Origin of the sequence: Zobellella denitrificans (assembly GCF_002407485.1) — a bacterium.
Lineage (GTDB): Bacteria > Pseudomonadota > Gammaproteobacteria > Enterobacterales > Aeromonadaceae > Oceanimonas > Oceanimonas denitrificans.
Window position 1 is genome coordinate 3472230 of sequence record NZ_CP012621.1, and the last position, 21283, is coordinate 3493512.

Consider the following 21283-nt stretch of genomic DNA (forward strand, 5'->3'; position numbering starts at 1 on the left):
GACGCACTGGCTGCATCAATCAGATACAGGCGCACTCTGTTGCAGGAAACCGACTTTGGGTACACTGGGCGCAGTTTTCCCGGAGTCCCTATGCATCACGATTTCGCCAAGAACCTGCGCCTGCTGTGCAGCTACTACAAGTCGGTGGCCGAGGTGTGCCGCAAGCTCAAGGTCAACCGGCCCCAGTTCAACCGCTACCTGAGCGGGCGCTACAAGCCCTCGGCCCACAGCCTGCGCCGGTTGTGCGACTTCTTCGGGGTGGAGGAGCACGAGATCCTGATGCCCCACAGCCAGTTCGAGCTGCTGATCCAGGTGCGGCCCCGGCCGCGGGAAGAGGCGGAGGAACATCCGGAATACCGCCACCTGGATCTGCTGCAGGCCAACTCCCAGGGGCTCGACAAGTACCTGGGCTACTACTTCGAATACCACTATTCCATGGCCTTTCCGGGCAAGATACTGCGCAACCTGGTGTGCCTGGAGAAGCGGGACGGCCGCGTCTACTACCAGCGCACCGAGCGGCTGCAGCAAAGCCCCGGCGAGCGGGTCTACCACAGCAAATATCTGGGCATGGCCCACCTGCTGGCGGATCGCATCTTCCTGGTGGACTACGAGTCGCTGACCTGCAACCAGCTGACCCAGACCATTCTCATCCCTACCTTCAAGAGCCGGGTGGGCCGGCTCAGCGGCCTGCGCCTGGGGGCCTCGGCCAGCGGCGAGCGCATTCCCAGCTGCACCCGGGTGGTGTTCGAGTACCTGGGCCACCGGGTGGACATCCGCCGCACCCTCAGGCTGTGCAGTACCTTCGAGGCGGACGGCGGCCAGATCTCGCCGGCCGTGCTTGCCGCCATCCGCAACGAGATGGCGCCGGGAGAGCATCACTTCCGTGCCCGCCACTGTTTCTGATGTCAGGCCACCTGCCCCAGCCACAGCAGCCGTACCACGGCCACGTTGGCCAGGCTGACCAGGAACAGGAAGGCCACGTAGATCATCACCAGGTAGCGGAAATAGTGATGGGGGCTGTGGCGGATCAGGCCAGTCTCCTCCTGGTGCCGGCGGTGGGCGGCGGCGATCCTGGCGAACAGGCCCAGTTCGAAGTGCATCAGGAACAGGGTGATCAGGGATAATACCGTGCCCAGCAGGGGGGCGATCAGGATCCAGCCCTGCAGCACCCGGGTGATGTCGGGCTTGAGGTAGGGCACGGCCCCCAGCAGCACCACGGCGATGGTGATCTGGAACAGCTTCTTCCAGATATGATCGTGGCGGTATTTGTATTCGTCCCACAGCAGGGCGTGCGCGTCTTCGCTTTGCTCCACTCTCGTGCTCTCCGGCTTGTTGCATGACGCCACTATAGCACGGGCGCCAGCCCCAGCTCAGCGTCCGACGGGCGCGCCACATCGCCCCGGCTGTAGTCGCACACCCCTTCGGGAAACACCTTTTCCAGCATGGCCAGGTGGGGGCGCATGTCGAGCCCGCCATAAAAGCCCCGGATGATCGCCTCGCTCACCGGCACCAGGGCGCACTTGAACAGCTCGCCGGTCAGGGGCGCGCCCGCCACGTTGCGCGGCGATCGGTAGGGGGGGTAATGGGCCAGGCAGGCGCCGGTGCTCGCATCCCCCCGCCAGGCGCCGTTCCACACATGCTCGCCCTCGGCGATCAGCTCGCCGGTGTCGGTCCAGCAGGCATCCCGGGCCGAGGCCGGCCTTTGCCCCGTGGTCAGCCATTCATCCAGTACCTCGAAGGCCTTGTCGCTGGGGTTGTAGGGCTTGCCGCTCTGCCAGATCACCAGATTATCGGTGTTGCCCCGGGCCGCCCTGATCCGCAACCAGGACGACAGGGTGGCGTAGGAATGGTGCATGTCGAGCTCGTTGTCCAGATAGTGGCGCAGGTCGATCACCGGTATGTCGATATCGCCCAGGAACACATGACCGGAACGGTAGGCGGCGGCGATGGCGGCCAGGTGCCCCCGGCTACGGGGCGCCGTCTTGACCAGATCCACCTGGTTGCGCGCGAAGACCCGCAGCGGCACCGGGCTGCCCGGGGTCTTCTGCATGTTATGATCGCTCCATATGGATACGTCCGCCAGGCTGTCATCCCCGGTCAGCACCCAGAGTTTTTCCTGGGCCATGTCTTTCGGCGCCTTCCAGCTGCCGATATTGGCGTTCAGGTGGAAAAACTCGGCCGGGCTGATCTGCCCCCGCACCAGGGCATCCAGGCCATACTGGACGCCGGTGTTGTCGTGGGTACGGTGGGCGTAGCCGTCCTCCCCCACCCCGTAGACATGGGCCAGATCGTGCCAGTGGCTGAAACGTTCCTGCCTGGCCACCGCCGGCGCGTAATGATGGGCCCGGTGGGAATAGTGGGGGTTGTTGGTCAGGGGGGCCAGCCCACGCCAGCTCTTGGAGCACTCGGTCGCCCCCGGCGGCAGGCCGGGCAGGCGCAGGCCGAGGCCGGCCATCCGCGCCCAGCGGTAGTATTTCTTGAACTCGTGCTCCACCTCGCTGCTGGCCGCCACGCCCATCACCAGGCCCCGGTTTTCCTGCACCTGCCAGCGCTGGTTGTCCCGGGCGGTCACGTCGAAATAGTACTCCAGCAGCTCGCAGTCCAGGGCCCAGATGCTCTGGGTGATCATGTCCGGGTAGCTGTACTGGGGAATGAGGGCGTCGAGCAGGCCGGGCTTGTTCTGGGCGATCAGGTACTGCTGCACCGCCCCGCCCGAGCCGCCGATGCCCACCGTATAGTCGGGCCTGCCGTAACGTGCCTCGAACTGGGCCTTGACCAGCTCGGCGGTGTTGGCCGCCAGCCACATGTTGTAGTGGTTGCTGGTGACGTTGCCGCTGGAGCCGGCCAGGGCGTAGCCCTGGGCCAGCTGGGTGACGAGCCGGCCGCCGATGCTGCCCAGGCTCATGCGCCCCTGGCGCTTGCCGATGCCCACCCCGCCCTTGAAGTGATAGATGAGCTTTTTATTCCAGTAGGGACTGTGCGTGTCGGTGACCGGCGCCTCGGGATCCGCCAGCATGGCGATCACGTAGATGAAGCGGTTGATGGTGCCCCGCTCCACCCGCAACACGAAGGGAATGGATTGGCCCCGCCAGTCCAGCCAGGCCAGATCCTCCGGTATGTCCTCATCGGGCCAAGGCCTGAAGTCGTCCCGTCCCTCCACCTTGTAGTAGTAATCCACCCGGGTCGGCAGCAGGCAGTCCTTGCTGTGCCCGAGCAGGCGTCGCTTGTCCTTGACCCCGTCCAGCTCCTCGAATACCGGCATGCCGATGCCTTCCCGGTTGTCCACCAGCGGCTGGCCCAGGTCCGAATCCTCGGTATTGCAGGCGAAGGGATACTGCAGGGGGCCGAGGGAGGTATCCACCGGCCCCACCTGGCCCGGGAGCACGGGAAAGTCGAAGGCGGACAGATCCAGGGAAACCAGGGAAGAGTGGGGGCCGCCGTAGGGCGCTCGGGGCGCGGCGGGATCGTAGCCGGGTGGCAGGGCCTCCACCACCAGCTCGGGCGGCTCCGGCAACAGGTGCCGGCCCAGCCGGGCCTGGATCTCGCCGCACCCGCTCAGGGCGACGACGAGGGCCAGCGGCACCAACAGGGATAGGGTGCGGGCCTGGTCCATGGCGCTCTCCTTTTTTATCCTGCCTGGCATTAAGGTTAGCCAATGGCGCCGCCGCCTACCCGGCATGGCACGATAAAAATCTCCTTGCACGGCGTTATAAAGCGGCTATGGTGGCGCCATGCCAGCAACAGGAGTTACCGATGGACAATCCCCTTTCCTTGCTCGTCTCACGCCCCGGACAGGGCCTGCGGCTCAGGCCCCTGGCGCGGCGGGACGATGCCGCCCTGGCGGCCCTGATCCGCGTCGTCTCGGCCGAATACGGCCTCACCGCGGACCGGGGCTTCAGCGTGGCCGATCCCCAGCTGGACCGGCTCTCGGAGGTCTACGACAAGCCCGGCGCGGGCTACTGGGTGGTGACGGACGAAGCGGGACAGCTGCTGGGCGGCGCCGGACTGGGGCCGGTGGCGGGCCACCCGCGGGTGTGCGAGCTGCAGAAGATGTACCTGGCGGCCCCGGCCCGCGGCCTGGGGCTGGGCCGGCAGTTGGCGCAGCAGGTGCTGGATCAGGCCCGACGGCTGGGCTACCGGTACTGCTACCTGGAAACCACCGCCTGCCTGGAAGAGGCGCTGGCGCTCTACCGGCGCCTGGGGTTCACCCCCTGTGAGCGGCTGGGCGATACCGGCCACCACGACTGCGAACTCACCCTGATGCGCCCCCTCGGCTGATCACTCCTCGAAGTAGGTGCCCCAGCCGTCGTAGTCGATGCCGTATTTCTCGGCAATCGGCAGCAGCTGCGCCACCTGGGCCATGATGGCCTCCTCGGTCAGGGGACCATCCTTGATGGCGTCGAAGCAGAGCAGCACCTGGCCCCGCTCCAGGGTCAGCTCTTCGGCGTCGGTCACCTCGAAGCCGGCCTTGAAGCAGTCCACCGCCGCCTTCTCCAGGCGGTTGAAGTCCTGGCCGGAGAAATGATGCTCTATGCTGTATTCCGCATCCGGGTTGCTGCCGTCCTCCAGCAGGGAGGCGATTATCTCGCGGGTTTCTTCCCGCCAGTCTTGCTGTTCACTCATAGAGGGCTCCTGGGCCGTAAAGCATTAGGGAGGACAAAGGGTGAGGCTCCGCCGACCCTCCGCGCCAGGGAGGGCGCGGCGGAGCCCCCAGGGAGGGGGTTACGGCGTGTCGGCGGAGCAGCACGCTTTGGCCAGGTACAAAAGATTTCAAACAGGCTCTTAGGGACGGCGCGCTTCCTTGTCCAGCGCCTCGATGCGCTCGGCGATCAGCTGGCGGCTGTGCTTGAGCAACTCGCGCAGCTGGGCCGGCTCGTACGGCTCGATATCGATGGGCGGCATAATATCGATCAGCACCTCGCCGTTGTCCCAGCGGTTCAGATCCACCTGGCCGAAGTAGCTGGAGCAGGCGATGGGAACTATGGGCACCCGGGCCTGCAGGGCGATATGGAAGGCGCCGGTCTTGAACGGCAGCAGGCCCTTGCCCTGGCTGCGGGTCCCCTCGGGGAACATCCAGATCGACATGCGGTTGTGGCGGATCTTGTCCACCACAGTGCCTATGGTGCCGGCGGCCTTGGCCTTGTTTTCCCGGTTGATCAGCAGGTTGCCGCTCAGCCAGAACAGCTGGCCGAACAGGGGGATCCAGAACAGCGCCTTCTTGCCGATGGCCACGGTACGCGGCATCACCACCCCCGGGTGGACGATGATGTCCCAGTTGCTCTGGTGGTTGGCGATATAGACCGCCGACTCGAGCCCCGCGACGTGCTCCAGTCCGCGGATCCTGATCTTGAGCCCCACCAGGGGACAGGCCTTGTGGAACAGCCGGCCGAGCAGGTAGACGTTGTTGGGGTGACGGGGGCGCAGCAGGCACAACAGGGTGCCCAGTACAAAGACCACTATCATGGCCAGGGCCAGCACTAGCAGCCGCAGCAACTTCAACATGAAGGAACCTCGCGTTAAGAGAGGCAGCAGTATACTGAGGGGACCCGGAGGGAACAAGGCCGGCCGCCCTGGTCGGGGCAGGCCGAGGCGGGCGCACCCACCTCGGCCGGTGCCGCTCAGGACAATCCGGGCTCGCCCCGCTCCAGGCGGAAGCCCTGCACCGCCAGTTGCAACTGCTCGGCCAGTTGGGCCAGTTCGCGGCTGGCGCTGGCGGTCTGATCGGCGCCGGCGGCGGTCTCCCCGCCCATGGCGTGGATATTGGAGATATTGCGGCTGATGTCCTCGGTCACCGCCGCCTGCTCGTCCACGGCGCTGGCAATCTGGGTGTTCATGTCGTGAATGGTCTGCACCGCCCGGCTGATCAGCTCCAGTGCCTGCTCCGCCTCCCGCGCCTGGGCCACCGTCTGCTCGGCCTGGCCGCGGCCATTGATCATCGCGGCCATTGCCTGCTCCGCATCCGCCTGCAGCCGGGTGATGGTGGCCACTATCTCCTGGGACGACTGCTGGGTCTGGGCCGCCAGGTTGCGCACCTCTTCGGCCACCACCGCGAATCCCCGTCCCTGCTCGCCGGCCCGGGCCGCTTCGATGGCGGCGTTCAGCGCCAGCAGGTTGGTTCTGTCGGCAATCTCCTGGATCACCTGCACCACCGAGCTTATCCGGGTGCTGCTGTCGGACAGGGACTGCACCACCTGGCCGGTGGACGCCACGTCCTCCGCCAGCCGGCTGATGGAGGCCACCGTCTGCTGCACCACCTTTTTGCCCTGCTCCGCCGCTTCGTGAGCGGAACGGGCGGATTCGGCCGCCTGGCCGGTATTGTGGGACACTTCCTGCACGGTGGCGGACATCTGGTTGATGGCGGTGGCCACCTGTTCGGTGTCCTGCTGCTGGCGGCTCAGGTTGCTGCTGGTCTGCAGCGACACCGCCGAGGTTTCCTCCGCCGCCGAGGCCAGGCTGGCGCTGGACTGGTTGATCTGGCCGATCAGTTCACGCAGCTTGTCGGTCATATGGTGCAGCTTGCCATAGACCCCCTGGGTGCCCGAGGCGAAGCGCAGGCTGAGATCGCCCGCGGCGATATGACTGGCCACCCGCTCCATCTCGCCGGGTTCGGCGCCCAGGGGCTGCAGCACGGCGCGCCTCAGGGTCCAGCCCAGGATCAGGCTGAGCACCACCAGCAGCAGCGACATGGCCACCATCACCGTCACCATCAGCCGGTTGCGCGCCTCGGCGACGGCGATCTCCGCGTCCAGCCGGTGCAGCAGCAGGGTGATGAACTGGTTTACCGATTCCAGCATCAGATCCCGTTGCTGATCATAGGCGCTGCTGAACACCTTCAGCCGCGCCTCCTGCTCATGACCGGCCACCATCAGCCGGATCGCCTCATCCTCCAGCCGGGCCATGACCAGGGTGGCCTGGCGGCCTTTTTCCAGCAGCGCCAGCTCCTCGGAGGTCAGCTCCATGCCCAGCAGCATCTGCTCGTTGGAGAGGGTTCGGCCATCGACCCGGGGGCGCTTCCCCTCCGTCATGGCCAGCACGTTATGGTAAGCGGCCAGCTCCCGATCCGAGCCGGTGGCCACATGGTTGCGAATACGCGAGGTCAATTCGGAGGACATCATCCGCAGCAGGTTGGCCGAGTTGAAATAGTCGAATTTCTTCTGCTGGGCCTGCTGAACGCCCTGCTGGGACTGCAGCAGCAGGTAGAGGGCACCGCCCAGCACCAGCGCAAAGGTCAGCACCACCCCGAAAATCAGCCGGATAATGCCCTTGAGGGTCAAATCGCCCGTCATTGTTGTTCTCCCACCCCAGATAGACAAAAAGTAAACAATATTGGATACATAATATCGCACAATTATGCTCCAATTGTAACCAAAGTGAAATATACAGATGAGGCCGGCGGGGAGCGGACATGAAAAAGCCGCCCGAAGGCGGCTTCTCTGACTGGTGTGCGGGCTCAGCTCAGCTTGCCGTGGCACTGCTTGTATTTCTTGCCCGAGCCGCAGGGACAGGGATCGTTGCGGCCGATCTTCTCTCCGTCACGCACGAAGGGCGCCGCCTCGGCCCCCGCCTGCGGGCTTGCCGCCCTGGCCGGCTGGCCGTCGGCCAGCGGGTTTTCCGCTTCGGCATGGCTGTAGCTCTGGGGCAGGCGTTCGGCCGCCTCGCGCCGCTTGGCCTCCGCCGCCTCCACCTCTTCCTGGGTCTGCACCCGCACCCGGCTGAGGATGCTGATCACCTCCCGCTTGAGGTTGTCCAGCAACTGGGTGAACAGCTCGTAGGACTCGCGCTTGTATTCCTGTTTGGGGTTCTTCTGGGCGTAGCCGCGCAGGTGGATGCCCTGGCGCAGGTGATCCATGGCCGCCAGGTGCTCCTTCCACAGGGTGTCCAGGGTCTGCAGCATCACCGAGGTTTCGAACTGGCGCAGCACCGGCGCCCCCACCACCGCCTCCTTGTCGGCGTAAGCCTGGGAAGCCGCCGCCAGGATGCGCTCGCGGATCTGCTCGTCGTGCAGTTTTTCGTCCTGCTTCAGCCAGCCGGAAATCGGCAGATCCAGGGCGAAATCTCCCTTCAGCCGCTGCTCCAGCCCGGGCACGTCCCACATTTCCTCCAGCGACTGGGGCGGGATGTACTCGTCGACCACGGCGCTCAGCACGTCGTCGCGGATGACCTCTATGGTCTCCTTGATGTCGCCGGAATCCAGCAATTCGTTGCGCTGCTCGTACACCACCTTGCGCTGGTCGTTGGCCACGTCGTCGAATTCCAGCAGGTTCTTGCGGATATCGAAGTTGCGGGTTTCCACCTTGCGCTGGGCGTTTTCGATGGCCCGGGTCACCCAGGGGTGCTCGATGGCTTCGCCCTCTTCCATGCCCAGCTTCTTCATCATGGTGGTGACCCGCTCGGAGGCGAAAATCCGCATCAGGGCGTCTTCCATCGACAGGTAGAAACGGCTGGAACCCGGATCGCCCTGGCGGCCGGCCCGGCCGCGCAGCTGGTTGTCGATACGGCGGGACTCGTGGCGCTCGGTGCCGATGATGTGCAGGCCGCCGGCATTGATCACCACTTCGTGGCGCCGCTGCCAGTCGGCCTTGATGGCGGCAATCTGCTCGGGAGACGCCTCGCCCAGGGCTTCGATCTCCGCCATCCAGTTACCGCCGAGCACGATGTCGGTGCCACGGCCCGCCATGTTGGTGGCGATGGTCACGGTGCCGGCCCGGCCGGCCTGGGCGATGATTTCCGCTTCCCTGGCGTGGAACTTGGCGTTGAGCACCTGGTGCTTGATGCCTTCCTGATTGAGGATGCGGGACAGCAGTTCGGAGTTTTCGATGGAAACGGTGCCCACCAGCACCGGCTGGCCCCGCTCCACGCAGTCCTTGATGTCGGCGACGATGGCCTTGTACTTCTCGGCGGCGGTCAGGTAGACCAGATCGCCCATGTCCTTGCGGATCATCGGCTTGTTGGTGGGGATCACCACCGTCTCCAGGCCGTAGATATGCTGGAACTCGAAAGCTTCGGTATCGGCGGTGCCGGTCATGCCCGCCAGCTTCTCGTACAGGCGGAAATAGTTCTGGAAGGTGATGGAGGCCAGGGTCTGGTTCTCGTTCTGGATCTTGACCCCTTCCTTGGCCTCCACCGCCTGGTGCAGGCCCTCGGACCAGCGCCGGCCCGGCATGGTGCGGCCGGTGTGCTCGTCGACGATGATCACCTCGTTGTCCTGCACTATGTAGTCCACGTTGCGCTCGAACAGGGTATGGGCGCGCAGGCCGGCGTTGACGTGGGCCAGCAGCACTATGTTGCCGGCGGAGAACAGGGAGTCCTCCTCCGCCAGCAGGCCCATGCGCTTGAGCTCTTCCTCCACGAAGATCTGGCCGGTTTCGGTGAGCAGGGCTTGCTTGTTCTTCTCGTCCACCGTGTAGTGGCCGTCACCGGTGTATTCTTCGGTGTCTTCCTTGTCCTGCCTGACCAGTTTGGGGATCAGGGTGTTGATGCGGATATAGAGTTCGGAGCTGTCTTCCGCCGGGCCGGAGATGATCAGCGGGGTACGGGCCTCGTCGATCAATACCGAATCCACCTCGTCCACCAGGGCGTAGTAGAGCGGCCGCTGCACCCGCTGCTGGGGGGTGAAGGCCATGTTGTCGCGCAGGTAGTCGAAGCCGAATTCGTTGTTGGTGCCGTAGGTGATGTCGCAGGCGTAGGCATCGCGTTTTTCCTGGTGGCCCATGCCCGGCAGGTTGCAGCCCACGGTCAGGCCGAGGAACTCGAACAGCGGCCGGTTGGCTTCGGCGTCCCGGCGGGCCAGGTAGTCGTTCACCGTCACCACGTGCACGCCGCGGCCGGTCAGGGCGTTGAGGTAGACCGGCAGGGTCCCGGTCAGGGTCTTGCCCTCGCCGGTTTTCATTTCCGCGATCTGGTTGTGGTGCAGCACCATGCCGCCGATCATCTGCACGTCGAAGTGGCGCATCTCGAACACGCGCCTGGAGGCCTCGCGCACCGTGGCGAAGGCTTCCGGCAGCAACTGCTCCAGGGTCTCCCCCTGCTCCAGGCGGGCGCGGAACTCGGCGGTCTTGGCCTGCAGCTCGGCATCGGACAGGGCCTCGAACTTGGGCTCCATGGCATTGATTTCATTGACAACTTTGCGCAACCGTTTGAGGGTTCTGTCGTTACGGCTACCGATTATCTTGGTGAAGAGTTTGGTAATCATGCTTGGCCAATAGTGATGTTGGAAGACAAGGCCCCACCCGGGCGGGGCCGAAAACTAGTTGGGCAGAAAGCGCGCCGGATCCAGCTGCTTGTTCCCCTTCAGTACCTCGTAATGCAAATGGACCCCGGTCGCCCGGCCGGTCCGGCCCATCAGGGCGATATGCTGGCCCTTTTCCACGTATTCACCCACCTCGACCAGCTTGGTATCCACATGGGCATAACGGGTGATCCAGCCCTGGCCATGGTTGATTTCGACCAGGCCGCCGAAGGCGGGGTGATGCTCGACCGTGCTGACCACGCCGGCGGCGGTGGCGGCGATCGGCTGCCCCAGTTTACCTGAAAAATCCACGCCCTTGTGCCAGCGGGTGCGGCCGGTGAAGGGATCCCGCCGCTGGCCGAAACCGGAACTGAGACGAACACCGCCCTCTGGCACCGGATGTCCCTGGATCCGGGTAATTTCGTTTATATGGAGATTGAGCAGCAGAGATTCAAGGGCGGCCAGGGTCATGCCCTGCTCCCTGGACTGCGCCGACAGCCGGGCCAGGCCCTGGTGCAGATCGGCAAAGCCGCTGAAGGGCCGCTTGAGCAGATTGGGATCCGGCCGTTGCAGGCTGATTTCGTCGCCCAGATCGTAGTCGTTCACCAGCCGCTGGCCGACCGCCGTCAACTGGCCCAGCTCCGCCTGCAGCTGGCCCAGGCGCTGGCCGATGCGCTTGAGCTGCAGTTGCTGGCTGCGCTGCTGCTGCTCCAGCTGGCGGGCGAGCTGTTGATTGTGCTGCTGGGTGTTCTGCCACTGGCTGTACAGGTAGAGGGCCAGCGGCAGCTGCAACAGCGCCAGCACCATGAAAAACCGGTGGAACAGGGGGCGCGAGGGCGCGACGGCAAGAGTGGGATTGGTCATCATTTACACTACGGAGGAAAAAAACAAAACACGCCGGCGCGGAGAGATGCCGGCGTGTTCGGGGCAGGTCAGGCGGGGCTGAAGGCGCTGTCGTAGTAACGGATCGGCGATTCGGCACCCTGCTCGCCAAAGGTCACGATTTCCCAGGCCTCGGCGTTGGCCAGCAAGGCCCGCAGCAGGCTGTTGTTCAGGGCGTGGCCGGTCTTGTAGGCGCGGAACTCGCCCAGGATGCTGTGGTTGCACATGTAGAGATCGCCGATGGCGTCCAGCATCTTGTGCTTGACGAACTCGTTGGGATAGCGCAAGCCGTCTTCGTTCAGCACCTTGTAGTCGTCCAGCACCACGGCGTTTTCCAGGCTGCCGCCCAGGGCCAGGTTCTGGGAATGCAGGTACTCGATGTCGCGCATAAAGCCGAAGGTCCGGGCCCGGCTCAGCTCCTTGACGAAGGCCGCGCCGGAAAAATCCAGCACCAGGTGCTGGCTCTGGCCTTCGAACACCGGGTGCTTGAAGTCGATGGTCAGATCCATCTTGAAGCCGCCACGGTAAGGCCGGAACTCCGCCCACTTGTCGCCGTCTTCCACCCGTACCGGCTGCTTGACGCGGATGAAGCGCTTGAGCGCGTTCAGCTCGCGGATGCCGCCGGACTGCAGCAGGTAGATGAAGGGATGGGAGCTGCCGTCCATCACCGGCACCTCGGGCGCGTCCACCTCGATATAGAGGTTGTCGATGCCGAGGCCGGCCAGCGCCGCCGACAGGTGCTCTATGGTCGACACCCGCACGCCTTGCTCGTTGACCAGGGCGGTGCACAGCATGGTGTCCCTGACCAGGGCGGCATCGGCCCGGATCTCCACCTGGGGATCCAGATCGGTACGACGAAACACGATACCTGTGTTGGCCGGCGCAGGGACGAAGGTCATCTGCACCTTGTGCCCGGAATGCAGGCCGATTCCGGTGGCCCGCACGGTATTTTTCAGGGTTCGTTGTCTAATCATAGGGGTACCCGCAAGTCAAAAAGGCCCGGTCCGAACCAAATTCAAATGGTCAGACATGCTAGCACAATAATCCGCCTACGCCAATTGAGAGCCTTTCTCAGTCGGCCTGCTTGCGCAGGAAGGCCGGGATATCCAGGTAGTCCAGATCGCTCTTGGCCTGGGTGCTGTCGGCGTTGACCGCCAGCTTGCCCGCCTGCTCTTCCCGCACGCTGTCCATCCGGCGCATGCCGTTGTCGTCACGGCTGGAGCCGGACTTCACCAGGGTGATGTCGGGCTTGCGCTCGGCGCCGATGCCGGTGGCCACCACGGTCACCCGCAGTTCGTCGGTGATCTCCGGATCCAGGACGGTGCCCACCACCACGGTGGCGTTCTCGGAGGCGAAGGCCTTGACCGCGTTGCCCACGGTTTCGAACTCCTCGATGGTCATGTCGAGGCCGGCGGTGATGTTCACCAGTATGCCCCGGGCACCGGCCAGATCCACGTCTTCCAGCAGCGGGCTGGAGATGGCCTTCTCGGCGGCTTCCTCGGCGCGGTCTTCACCGGTGGCGCTGCCGGTACCCATCATGGCGGTGCCCATCTCCCGCATCACGGTGCGCACGTCGGCGAAGTCGACGTTGATGAGGCCGGGGCGGGTGATCAGCTCGGCGATGCCCTGCACCGCGCCCAGCAGCACGTTGTTGGCGGCCTTGAAGGCGTCCAGCAGGGAGATGCCGCGGCCCAGCACCTTGAGCAGCTTGTCGTTGGGAATGGTGATCAGCGAGTCGACGTGCTTGGCCAGCTCGTTGATGCCCTGCTGGGCGTAGTTCATCCGCTTCTTGCCTTCGAAGGCGAAGGGCTTGGTCACCACCGCCACCGTGAGGATGCCCAGCTCCTTGGCCACTTCCGCCACCACCGGCGCGGCGCCGGTGCCGGTACCGCCACCCATGCCGGCGGCGATAAACACCATGTCGGCGCCGTCCAACAGGTCGCGGATGGCGTCCTTGTCTTCCAGCGCCGCGTCCCGGCCCACTTCCGGATTGGCACCCGCGCCCAGGCCTTTCGTAATGGCGCTGCCGACCTGCAGGGTGGTGCTGGCGCTGGAGTTGCGCAGGGCCTGGGCATCGGTATTGATGGCCAGGAACTCCACGCCTTCCAGGTTCTCGCGCACCATGTGCTCGACGGCGTTACCGCCGCCGCCACCCACGCCCACCACCTTAATGACGGCTTCCTGCTCGTGATCATTCATCAGTTCAAACATAAGACTCTCTCCGCTTTAGCTCTTGGTTGATTCCTGCCAAGATTAAAATTCGCCACGCAGCCAGTTGCCGACCCGTTTCAACAGCCCGGTCACGCTGGCCTTATTGTTGTAGTCCTGTTGAGGCATGGACTGGTGTTCCCGGCCGTAGTGCAACAGCCCCACGGCGGTGGAATACACCGGTGTCTCAACGTAATCCGACAATCCCTTGACCCCGCCCGGCTGGCCGATGCGCACCTGGCACTGGAAAATCTGCTCGGCGCACTCCACCAGTCCCTCGATCTGGGCCGCCCCGCCGGTAAGCACCAGGCCGGCGGCCAGCTGGTGCTTGACCCCGGCCTTTTTCAGTTCGCTCTGCACCTTGCTCAGTTCCTGGTTGATCATGCCGAGCAGCTCGCTGTAGCGGGGCTCGATCACCTCGGCCAGGGTCTGGCGCTGCAGGCTGCGGGCCGGGCGGCCGCCCACGCTGGGCACCTCTATGGTGTCTTCCTTGCTCACCAGCCGGCTGAAGGCGCAGCCGTGCCGTACCTTGATCGCTTCCGCATCCAGCGGCGGGGTGCCGAAGGCATAGGCGATGTCGCTGGTGACGGTGCTGCCCGCATAGGGGATCACCTTGGTGTGGCGCAGGGCGCCGCCGGTGAACACCGCCATGTCCATGGTGCCGCCGCCGATGTCGACTACGCATACACCCAGCTCTTTCTCGTCGTCGGTCAGCACCGCGTAACTGGATGCCAAGGCGCTGAAAATAAGCTGGTCTACTCGCAGGCCCAACCGCTCCACGCATTTTTCGATGTTGCGCGCCATGTCGTTGTGGCAGGTGATCAGGTGCACCTTGGCGTGCATGCGCACCCCCGACAGGCCGATGGGATTCTTGATCCCCTCCTGGAAATCGATGGAGAACTCCTGGGGCAGCACATGCAGCACCCGGTGCTCGTCGGACAGCCGCACCGACTTGGCGGTGTGGATGACGTTGTCCACGTCTTCCTGGGTCACTTCCTCGTCGGACACCGGCACCATGCCGGTCTCGTTGCGGCACTCGATGTGCTTGCCCGACAGGCCCAGGTAGACGGAGGTGATCTGGCAGTCCGCCATCATCTCCGCCTCGTCCACCGCCCGTTTCAGCGACTTGACCACCGACTCCAGGTCGTTGACGCCGCCCTTGTCCATGCCCTTGGAGGAGTGGCTGCCGAGACCTATGATGTTCAGGTCGCCGTCCGGCAGCACTTCGCCCACCAGGGCCGTTACCTTGGCCGTGCCGATATCAAGCCCGACGATCAGATTTCGTTCCGCGCTCTTGGTCATTATCAGTCTCTTCGTCCTGCTTCCATCCCACTGCCAGCCCGGTATCGTAGCGCAGGTCGAGGTAGGCCACCCGTTCCCGCCCGACGATGCCCGGGTAGACATCAATAAATCGTTGCAACCGGGTCTCGATATCGTCCCGCCCCAGGATCAGCCGCACCCCGCCCGTCAGGGTCAGCTCCCAGGAACGCCGGGGGGTGAGATGGACCCGCTCGATCTCGTAGCCCCTCGGTTGCAGGAACCGCTGCAGGGACCGGTATTCCTCCAGTACCCGCCCGGCCTCGTCGTCCGGCCCGGACAGGGACACCAGCTCCAGCTCGCCGTGTTCGGCCCTGAATATCTCGCCATGGGCGTTGACCATGGCGTCCTGGTTCCACAACGCCGCCACCGGCTGCTCCACGATATAGACCCTCAGGGTATCGGGCCACTGCTTGCGCACCGATACCTGGTAAACCCAGGGCAGCGACAGCAACTGCTGCTGTACCCGGTCCACCTCCAGGGTGAGGAAGTTGCCCACCTCGGGCAACTCCAGCACCGACTCCCGCACCTCATCCCGGCTCAGGTAACGGTGCTCTCCCTGGATCAGCAGATGGTTGACCGGCAACTGGTTGGCCGCCGTCATCCACATCAGCAAGTGCCCGCCGGCCCACAACAGGCCCGCCAGCACCACCAGGAAAAAGCCCAGGCCGCCGATGAACTCCAGCCGGGTACGGGTCTCAACCCTGGCCATTTCAGTACGCCATCTCCAGCACCCTGACCACCAGCTGGTCGAAGGACAGGCCGGCCACCTTCGCCGCCTTGGGCACCAGGCTGGTTTCGGTCATGCCCGGCACCGTGTTCACCTCCAGCAGCCACCACTGGCCCTGGCGATCCCGCATCAGGTCGACCCGGCCCCAGCCGCTGGCGGCCACCGCCCTGAACGCCGCCAGGGACAGCTCGCCCAGCTCCCGCTCATCCTCCTCGCTCAGGCCGCAGGGGCAGAGGTACTGGGTATCGCCGGACTGATACTTGGCCGAGTAGTCGTAAAAGTCATGGGGCGTGCGCAGCCGGATGGCCGGCAATGCGCGCTCGCCCAGGATGCTGACGGTGTATTCGTCGCCCTCGATAAAGCTCTCGATCAGCACCTCGTCGTCGAACCGGAAGGCTTCCTGGATGGCATCGGCCAGGGTGGCGGCATCGGTGGCCTTGGTCATGCCGATGCTGGAGCCCTCGTGGGACGGCTTGACGAACACGGGGCCGCGAAACTGGGCCAGCAGCACCGCCGCGTCGCCCGGATTGAAGTCGTTTTTATGCACCACCCGAAACTCGGCAGTGGGCAGGCCCATGGCCTGCCAGACCTGCTTGGTGCGGATCTTGTCCATGGCCAGCGCCGCACCCAGCACCCGGGAGCCGGTGTAGGGAATACCCAGGTGTTCCAGCGCCCCCTGCAGGGTGCCGTCTTCCCCGCCCCGGCCGTGCACCACGATAAAGGCCCGCTCGAAGCCATCTTCCTTCAGCCGGGACAGCGGGTAGTCCCGGGTGTCGATGCCATGGGCATCCACCCCGGCCCGCTCCAGGCCGGCCAGCACGGCGGCGCCGGAACGCAGGGAGACTTCCCGCTCGGCGGAGCGCCCGCCGTACAACACCGCAACCTTGCCGAACTGACTCATAGCTGTTCCCCCTGTTGTTTCATCGCCGCTATGGATAACTTGAGTTGGCCGAGCTTGCGCGCCAGGCCGCCCACGTTGCCGGCGCCTTGGGTCAGTACCAGGTCACCGTCCTGCAACAGATCCGCCAGCACGGCGGGCACCTCGTCGGGGCTGGCCACGTAGATGGGTTCCAGCTGGCCACGGCTGCGGATGGTGCGGCACAGGGCCCGGCTGTCGGCCCCGGGAATGGGCGCCTCGCCGGCACTGTACACCTCCAGCAGGATCAGCACATCGCTTTTCGACAGCACCTCGACAAAATCCTCGTACAGATCGCGGGTCCGGCTGTAGCGGTGGGGCTGGTAGATGGTCACCAGCCGGCGCTCGGGCCAGCCGGCCCGTACCGCGTTCTGGGTGGCGCGTACCTCGCTCGGGTGATGGCCGTAGTCGTCCACCAGCTTGACCCGGCCGCGCCCGGTATCGAACTCGCCGTACTGTTGGAAGCGCCGGCCCACCCCTTCGAACTTCTTCAGGGCCGCCAGTATGGCCTCGTCGTCGATGCCGTCCTCGCAGGCCACGGCGATGGCCGCCGCCGCATTCTGGGCATTGTGGCGGCCGGGCAGGTTGAGCTGCACATCCAGGCAGCTGCCGTCGGGGCGGCACACCTTGAAGGTGCTGTGATCCTGCTGTTGGGTGAAGTCTTCCACCCGGTAGTCGGCGTCCTCGGCGAAACCGTAGGTCACGAACTGGCGGGCCACCCGGGGCAGCAGGCCGCGGATGACGTTATCGTCGATGCACAGCACCGCCAAGCCGTAGAAGGGCAGGTTGTGCAGGAAGTCGATAAAGGTGCCTTCCAGCTTGCTGAAGTCGCCGCCGTAGGTATCCATGTGGTCGGCTTCGATATTGGTGACGATGGACACCATGGGCTGCAGGTGCAGGAAGGAGGCGTCGCTCTCGTCCGCTTCGGCGATAAGATAACGGCTGCTGCCCAGGCGGGCGTTGCAGCCGGCGCTGTTGAGCAGGCCGCCGATGACGAAGGTGGGATCCATGCCCGCCTCGCCGTAGATGCTGGCCACCAGGCTGGTGGTGGTGGTCTTGCCGTGGGTGCCGGCCACCGCCACCCCGTGGCGGAAGCGCATCAGCTCGGCCAGCATCTCGGCCCGGCGCACCACCGGGATGCGCAGCTCCCGCGCCGCCAGCAGCTCGGGGTTGTCGGCCTTGATGGCGGTGGACACCACCACCACGCTGGCCTCTTCCACCTGTTCGGCGGCATGGCCCAGGTAGATGGTGGCGCCCATGGCCGCCAGCCGGTCGGTCACGGTGTTGTAGGCGATGTCGGAGCCGGAAATGGCGTAGCCCTCGTTGGCCAGCACCTCGGCAATACCGCCCATACCGGCACCGCCGATGCCGATGAAGTGGATACGCCGCACCCGTCTCATTTCGGGGATGATGCTTCTCAGTTTCGCCAGTTCAACCTTGGTCATGCCATTCTCTCAGTGTTATTTCGCCAGCGTGCGCAGGCAGTCCGCTACCCGCTCCGCCGCATCGGTAATCGCCAGGGCCCGGGCCCGGCTGGCCATGGCCAGCAGCTGTTCCCGGTTGCCGGCCAGTTGCATCAGTTCCGCCGCCAGCCCCTCGGCGCTGAGCTCGGACTGGGGCAGCAACAGGGCCGCGCCCTGGTCCGCCAGGGAGCGGGCATTCTTGGTCTGGTGATCGTCCACCGCATGGGGCAGCGGCACGAAGATGGCGCCCAGGCCGGCGGCGGCGATTTCCGACACCGTCAGCGCCCCCGCCCGGCACACCACCAGATCGGCCTCGCCGTAGGCGGCGGCCATGTCGTCGATAAAATCGCTCACCTCGGCCTCGATGCCGCGTGCCTCATAGGCCGCACGCACCGCCTCGGCATTGCCACGGCCGGTCTGGTGCCGGACCCGAACGTTGCCGGCCAGGGCCACTGCCTCGGGCAGGGTGTCGTTCAACACCCTGGCGCCCAGGCTGCCGCCCACCACCAGCAGCCGCAGCGGCTGGGGCGAGGTATCGATGCGCTCGGCGGGCGCCGGCAGGGCCACCACCTCCGGGCGCACCGGGTTGCCCACCACCAGGGCGTGGTCGCCCTCGGCAAAGGCGCCGGGAAAGGCCATCAGCACCCGCCGGGAAAACTTCGCCAGCAGGCGGTTGGTCAGGCCGGCGGCCGCGTTCTGCTCGTGCAGCACCAGGGGAATGCCCGCCAGTCGGGCGGCCACGCCGCCGGGGCCGGCGGCGAAGCCGCCCATGCCCAGCACCACCGCCGGCCGGACCTGGCGCAGCACCCGCCGCGCCTGCCAGACCGCCTTCAGGATCTGGAAGGGCGCCAGCAGCAGCCGCTTGAGGCCGTTGCCGCGCACCCCGGCGATGTCGATGGTGTGCAGCGGATAACCGTGCCTGGGTACCAGTTGGGCTTCCATCCGCTCGGCGGTGCCGAGCCAGTGGATGTGCCAGCCCTCGGCCCGGAGCAGATCCGCCACCGCCAGCCCCGGGAACACATGGCCTCCGGTGCCGCCCGCCATCACCAGCAGGGTCTTGTCAGCACTCATGCCACCTCCCGTTGTCTGGCCTGCATATTGTCCCGCCGCCACTCGAAGTCGATGCGCACCAGTATGGCCACGGCGGTGCTGATCACCAGCAGGCTGGAGCCGCCGTAGCTCACCAGGGGCAGGGTCAGGCCCTTGGTGGGCAGCAGGCCCGAGGCCGCGCCCACGTTGACCACCGTCTGGAAGCTGAACCAGATGCCGATGCCCATGGCCAGGTAGCCTTCGTACTGGCGGCCGCCCATCAAGACCTTCTGCCCGATGTGCAGCGCCTTGAACGCCAGCCAGGCCTGCAGCAGCAACACCAGCAGCACCCCGCTGAAGCCCAGTTCCTCGCCGAGGATGGCGAATACGAAGTCGGTGTGGGCCTCGGGCAGGTACTCGAGCTTCTGGATGGAGTTGCCGAGGCCCTCGCCGAACCAGCCGCCACGGCCGAAGGCCATCAGCGACTGGGTCAGCTGATAGCCGCTGCCGAAGGGATCCTCCCAGGGGTTGAGGAAGGACGTCACCCGTCGCATCCGGTAGGGCGAGGTGATGATCAGGAAACCCACCAGGCCGACGCCCAGCACGATCAGGCTGACAAACTGGCTGAGCCGGGCGCCGGCGAGGAACAGCATGCCGATGGTGGTGACGAACAGCACCACCACCGAGCCCAGATCCGGCTGCATCAGCAGCAGCACCGACATCACGCCCATTACCGCCAGGGGCTTGAGGAAGCCGCGCCACTGGCCGCGCACCTCCTCCTGCTTGCGCACCAGGTAGCCGGCCAGGAAGGTGAACAGGGCCAGCTTGGCGATCTCCGCCGGCTGCACGTTGATGGGTCCCAGGGCCAGCCAGCGGGTACTGCCGTTGATATTGCGCCCCAGCAGCAATACCGCCACCAGCAGCAGCAGCGCCAGGATCAGGAAGCTGGCGTTGAACTGCTGCCAGCGCGCCATGGGCACCTGCAGCATCAGGCTGGCGAGCATCAGGCAGATCAGCAGGAAGGCGCCGTGGCGCTTGACGAAATAGAAGGGATCATTGCCGACGTTGATGCCCTCGGCGATGGAGGCGGAGGACACCATCACCAGGCCGATGGCCATCAGCGACAGCGCCAGCACCACCAGTTGGCGATCGTAGACGAGCCCCTGGGAGGGACGCAGCAGCCAGTCGGTACCGAAGGAGGGCAACAGCTTCATAACGCCTCCACCAGGGCCATGAAGTGATCGCCCCGGGCCTGGTAATTGGGATACATGTCCAGGCTGGCGCAGGCCGGGGCGAACAGCACCCAGTCACCGGGGGCCGCCCGTTCGGCGCACCAGGCCACGGCCCCGGCCAGATCGGCCACTTCCCGGGTGTTGCCGCCCAGCCGCAGCAGCGCCGCCCTGTCCTGGCCGAAGCAGGCCATGCCGGCGATGCGCCGTTCGAGCAGGGGCTTGAGCGGGCCGAAATCCTGACCCTTGCCCTGGCCGCCGGCGATCAGCCACAACCGGCCGGGCACCGCCTCGGCCACCCCGGCGATGGCCGCCAGGGTGGCGCCCACATTGGTGGCCTTGGAATCGTTGAGCCAGCGCACCCCGTTTTTCTCGGCCACGAACTGGCAGCGGTGGGGCAGGCCGCCGAAACGGCGCAACACCGCCAGCTGTGCCTGGCGCGGTATACCGGCCCGGTCCGCCAGGGCCATGGCCGCCAGGGCGTTGAGCTGGTTGTGGGCGCCGAGGATGCGCAGCGCCGACACCGGCAGCACCGGCTCGCCATGGCGGCTCAGCCAAAGCTCGCCCCCCTGCTCGATCCGGCCGTATTCCTGTGCGTCCAGGCCGAAACCGACCGCCGGGCTACCGGCCGGCGGCCGGGTCTGGTCGTCTTCCCGGTTGTAGACGCACAGGCCGGCACCCCGGTAGATACCCAGCTTGGTGTCCCGGTAGTGGGCCAGGGAATCATAGCGATCCAGGTGATCCTCGCTGATGTTGAGCACGGTGGCGGCCAGCGCCGCCAGCCCGGGAGTGGTTTCCAGCTGAAAGCTGGACAGCTCCAGTACCGCCAGCTCCAGCGGCCCGGCCAGCAGATCCAGCGCCGGGGTGCCGATATTGCCGCCCACCCCCACCGCCAGGCCGGCCTCGGCCGCCATCTCGCCCACCAGGGTGGTAACGGTGCTCTTGCCGTTGGAGCCGGTGATGGCGATGACCGGGGCCCGGCATTCCCGCAGGAACAGCTCCACGTCGCCCACGATTTCCACCCCGGCAGCCTGCGCCTGGCGCACCTCGGGGGTAGCCAGGGGCACGCCGGGGCTTGCCACGATCAAGTCCGCCGCCAGCAGGCTGGCGGCGTCGAGGGCACCGAAGCGGCAATCGATGCCGGGTGGCAGTTGTTCCGCCCCCGGCGGCCGGGCACGGGTGTCCATCACCAGCGGGCGGCGCCCCCGCTCCAGGCAATAGCGCACACAGGAAAGTCCCGTCTGCCCCAACCCGATGATCACTATGCGTTCCGGCAGCATC

Annotated in this window: 18 protein-coding genes; 2 read left to right on the plus strand and 16 right to left on the minus strand. The window is 65.7% G+C overall.

Annotated elements, in window-relative coordinates:
* The first annotated feature begins 90 nt into the window (after window positions 1–90).
* Entirely contained in the window at window positions 91–903 is an 813-nt protein-coding gene (locus tag AN401_RS16400; protein ID WP_094040312.1) for a helix-turn-helix domain-containing protein, read from the plus strand.
* A 2-nt stretch (window positions 904–905) separates the two neighbouring features.
* Here AN401_RS16400 and AN401_RS16405 read toward each other — a convergent pair whose 3' ends face one another.
* Both AN401_RS16405 and AN401_RS16410 read right to left on the minus strand, forming a co-directional pair.
* A complete protein-coding gene (locus AN401_RS16405; protein ID WP_094040311.1) occupies window positions 906–1313 on the minus strand; it encodes a hypothetical protein in 408 nt (135 codons plus the stop codon).
* Between the two features lie 32 nt (window positions 1314–1345).
* Entirely contained in the window at window positions 1346–3613 is a 2268-nt protein-coding gene (locus AN401_RS16410) for a DUF6351 family protein (protein WP_096779944.1), read from the minus strand.
* Window positions 3614–3753: 140 nt separating this feature from the next.
* Here AN401_RS16410 and AN401_RS16415 point away from each other — a divergent pair, with 140 nt between their 5' ends.
* The gene (locus AN401_RS16415; protein WP_096779945.1) at window positions 3754–4278 is read left to right on the plus strand and encodes a GNAT family N-acetyltransferase; all 525 of its coding nucleotides are present in this window, start codon (window positions 3754–3756) and stop codon (window positions 4276–4278) included.
* Here AN401_RS16415 and rraB read toward each other — a convergent pair whose 3' ends face one another.
* From rraB to murD, 14 genes are all read right to left on the minus strand, one after another.
* The gene (gene rraB / locus AN401_RS16420) at window positions 4279–4623 is read right to left on the minus strand and encodes a ribonuclease E inhibitor RraB (protein ID WP_094040308.1); all 345 of its coding nucleotides are present in this window, start codon (window positions 4621–4623) and stop codon (window positions 4279–4281) included.
* A 159-nt stretch (window positions 4624–4782) separates the two neighbouring features.
* On the minus strand, window positions 4783–5502 hold the full coding sequence (locus AN401_RS16425) for a 1-acylglycerol-3-phosphate O-acyltransferase (RefSeq protein ID WP_094040307.1): 720 nt from the start codon (window positions 5500–5502) through the stop codon (window positions 4783–4785).
* Window positions 5503–5618: 116 nt separating this feature from the next.
* Window positions 5619–7286 (minus strand): methyl-accepting chemotaxis protein, encoded by a 1668-nt coding sequence (locus AN401_RS16430; protein ID WP_094040306.1) that lies wholly within the window; start codon window positions 7284–7286, stop codon window positions 5619–5621.
* A gap of 164 nt (window positions 7287–7450) precedes the next feature.
* Complete coding sequence (secA, locus tag AN401_RS16435) at window positions 7451–10192, minus strand: preprotein translocase subunit SecA (protein ID WP_096779946.1); 2742 nt, start codon at window positions 10190–10192, stop codon at window positions 7451–7453.
* Window positions 10193–10246: 54 nt separating this feature from the next.
* Window positions 10247–11095, minus strand: a complete 849-nt coding sequence (locus tag AN401_RS16440; RefSeq protein ID WP_096779947.1) for a M23 family metallopeptidase — start codon at window positions 11093–11095, stop codon at window positions 10247–10249.
* A 65-nt stretch (window positions 11096–11160) separates the two neighbouring features.
* Window positions 11161–12084: a UDP-3-O-acyl-N-acetylglucosamine deacetylase gene (gene lpxC, locus AN401_RS16445; RefSeq protein ID WP_094040303.1), complete on the minus strand. Its 924-nt coding sequence runs from the start codon at window positions 12082–12084 to the stop codon at window positions 11161–11163.
* A gap of 97 nt (window positions 12085–12181) precedes the next feature.
* Window positions 12182–13321, minus strand: coding sequence for a cell division protein FtsZ (ftsZ, locus tag AN401_RS16450; RefSeq protein WP_094040302.1), 1140 nt, complete (start codon window positions 13319–13321; stop codon window positions 12182–12184).
* Between the two features lie 42 nt (window positions 13322–13363).
* Entirely contained in the window at window positions 13364–14620 is a 1257-nt protein-coding gene (gene ftsA / locus AN401_RS16455; protein ID WP_094040301.1) for a cell division protein FtsA, read from the minus strand.
* Window positions 14580–15347 (minus strand): cell division protein FtsQ/DivIB, encoded by a 768-nt coding sequence (locus AN401_RS16460; RefSeq protein WP_096779948.1) that lies wholly within the window; start codon window positions 15345–15347, stop codon window positions 14580–14582. The genes ftsA and AN401_RS16460 overlap by 41 nt, the downstream gene beginning before the upstream one ends.
* 1 nt (window position 15348) lies before the next feature.
* Window positions 15349–16266 (minus strand): D-alanine--D-alanine ligase, encoded by a 918-nt coding sequence (locus AN401_RS16465; RefSeq protein ID WP_096779949.1) that lies wholly within the window; start codon window positions 16264–16266, stop codon window positions 15349–15351.
* Complete coding sequence (murC, locus tag AN401_RS16470; protein ID WP_096779950.1) at window positions 16263–17726, minus strand: UDP-N-acetylmuramate--L-alanine ligase; 1464 nt, start codon at window positions 17724–17726, stop codon at window positions 16263–16265. Before murC ends, AN401_RS16465 begins: the two co-directional genes overlap by 4 nt.
* 15 nt (window positions 17727–17741) lie before the next feature.
* Complete coding sequence (gene murG, locus AN401_RS16475) at window positions 17742–18815, minus strand: undecaprenyldiphospho-muramoylpentapeptide beta-N-acetylglucosaminyltransferase (protein WP_096779951.1); 1074 nt, start codon at window positions 18813–18815, stop codon at window positions 17742–17744.
* Window positions 18812–19987: a cell division protein FtsW gene (gene ftsW / locus AN401_RS16480; protein WP_094039176.1), complete on the minus strand. Its 1176-nt coding sequence runs from the start codon at window positions 19985–19987 to the stop codon at window positions 18812–18814. Before ftsW ends, murG begins: the two co-directional genes overlap by 4 nt.
* Window positions 19984–21282 (minus strand): UDP-N-acetylmuramoyl-L-alanine--D-glutamate ligase, encoded by a 1299-nt coding sequence (gene murD / locus AN401_RS16485; protein ID WP_096780395.1) that lies wholly within the window; start codon window positions 21280–21282, stop codon window positions 19984–19986. Before murD ends, ftsW begins: the two co-directional genes overlap by 4 nt.
* Between the last annotated feature and the right edge of the window lies 1 nt (window position 21283).

Excerpts from the sequence above, each read along its gene's own strand:
- AN401_RS16400 (WP_094040312.1), top strand. The coding sequence starts at position 91 with ATGCATCACGATTTCGCCAAGAACCTGCGCCTGCTGTGCAGCTACTAC.
- AN401_RS16410 (WP_096779944.1), bottom strand. The coding sequence starts at position 3,613 with ATGGACCAGGCCCGCACCCTATCCCTGTTGGTGCCGCTGGCCCTCGTC.
- AN401_RS16415 (WP_096779945.1), top strand. The coding sequence starts at position 3,754 with ATGGACAATCCCCTTTCCTTGCTCGTCTCACGCCCCGGACAGGGCCTG.
- rraB (WP_094040308.1), bottom strand. The coding sequence starts at position 4,623 with ATGAGTGAACAGCAAGACTGGCGGGAAGAAACCCGCGAGATAATCGCC.
- AN401_RS16425 (WP_094040307.1), bottom strand. The coding sequence starts at position 5,502 with ATGTTGAAGTTGCTGCGGCTGCTAGTGCTGGCCCTGGCCATGATAGTG.
- AN401_RS16430 (WP_094040306.1), bottom strand. The coding sequence starts at position 7,286 with ATGACGGGCGATTTGACCCTCAAGGGCATTATCCGGCTGATTTTCGGG.
- secA (WP_096779946.1), bottom strand. The coding sequence starts at position 10,192 with ATGATTACCAAACTCTTCACCAAGATAATCGGTAGCCGTAACGACAGA.
- AN401_RS16440 (WP_096779947.1), bottom strand. The coding sequence starts at position 11,095 with ATGATGACCAATCCCACTCTTGCCGTCGCGCCCTCGCGCCCCCTGTTC.
- lpxC (WP_094040303.1), bottom strand. The coding sequence starts at position 12,084 with ATGATTAGACAACGAACCCTGAAAAATACCGTGCGGGCCACCGGAATC.
- ftsZ (WP_094040302.1), bottom strand. The coding sequence starts at position 13,321 with ATGTTTGAACTGATGAATGATCACGAGCAGGAAGCCGTCATTAAGGTG.
- ftsA (WP_094040301.1), bottom strand. The coding sequence starts at position 14,620 with ATGACCAAGAGCGCGGAACGAAATCTGATCGTCGGGCTTGATATCGGC.
- AN401_RS16460 (WP_096779948.1), bottom strand. The coding sequence starts at position 15,347 with ATGGCCAGGGTTGAGACCCGTACCCGGCTGGAGTTCATCGGCGGCCTG.
- AN401_RS16465 (WP_096779949.1), bottom strand. The coding sequence starts at position 16,266 with ATGAGTCAGTTCGGCAAGGTTGCGGTGTTGTACGGCGGGCGCTCCGCC.
- murC (WP_096779950.1), bottom strand. The coding sequence starts at position 17,726 with ATGACCAAGGTTGAACTGGCGAAACTGAGAAGCATCATCCCCGAAATG.
- murG (WP_096779951.1), bottom strand. The coding sequence starts at position 18,815 with ATGAGTGCTGACAAGACCCTGCTGGTGATGGCGGGCGGCACCGGAGGC.
- ftsW (WP_094039176.1), bottom strand. The coding sequence starts at position 19,987 with ATGAAGCTGTTGCCCTCCTTCGGTACCGACTGGCTGCTGCGTCCCTCC.
- murD (WP_096780395.1), bottom strand. The coding sequence starts at position 21,282 with ATGCTGCCGGAACGCATAGTGATCATCGGGTTGGGGCAGACGGGACTT.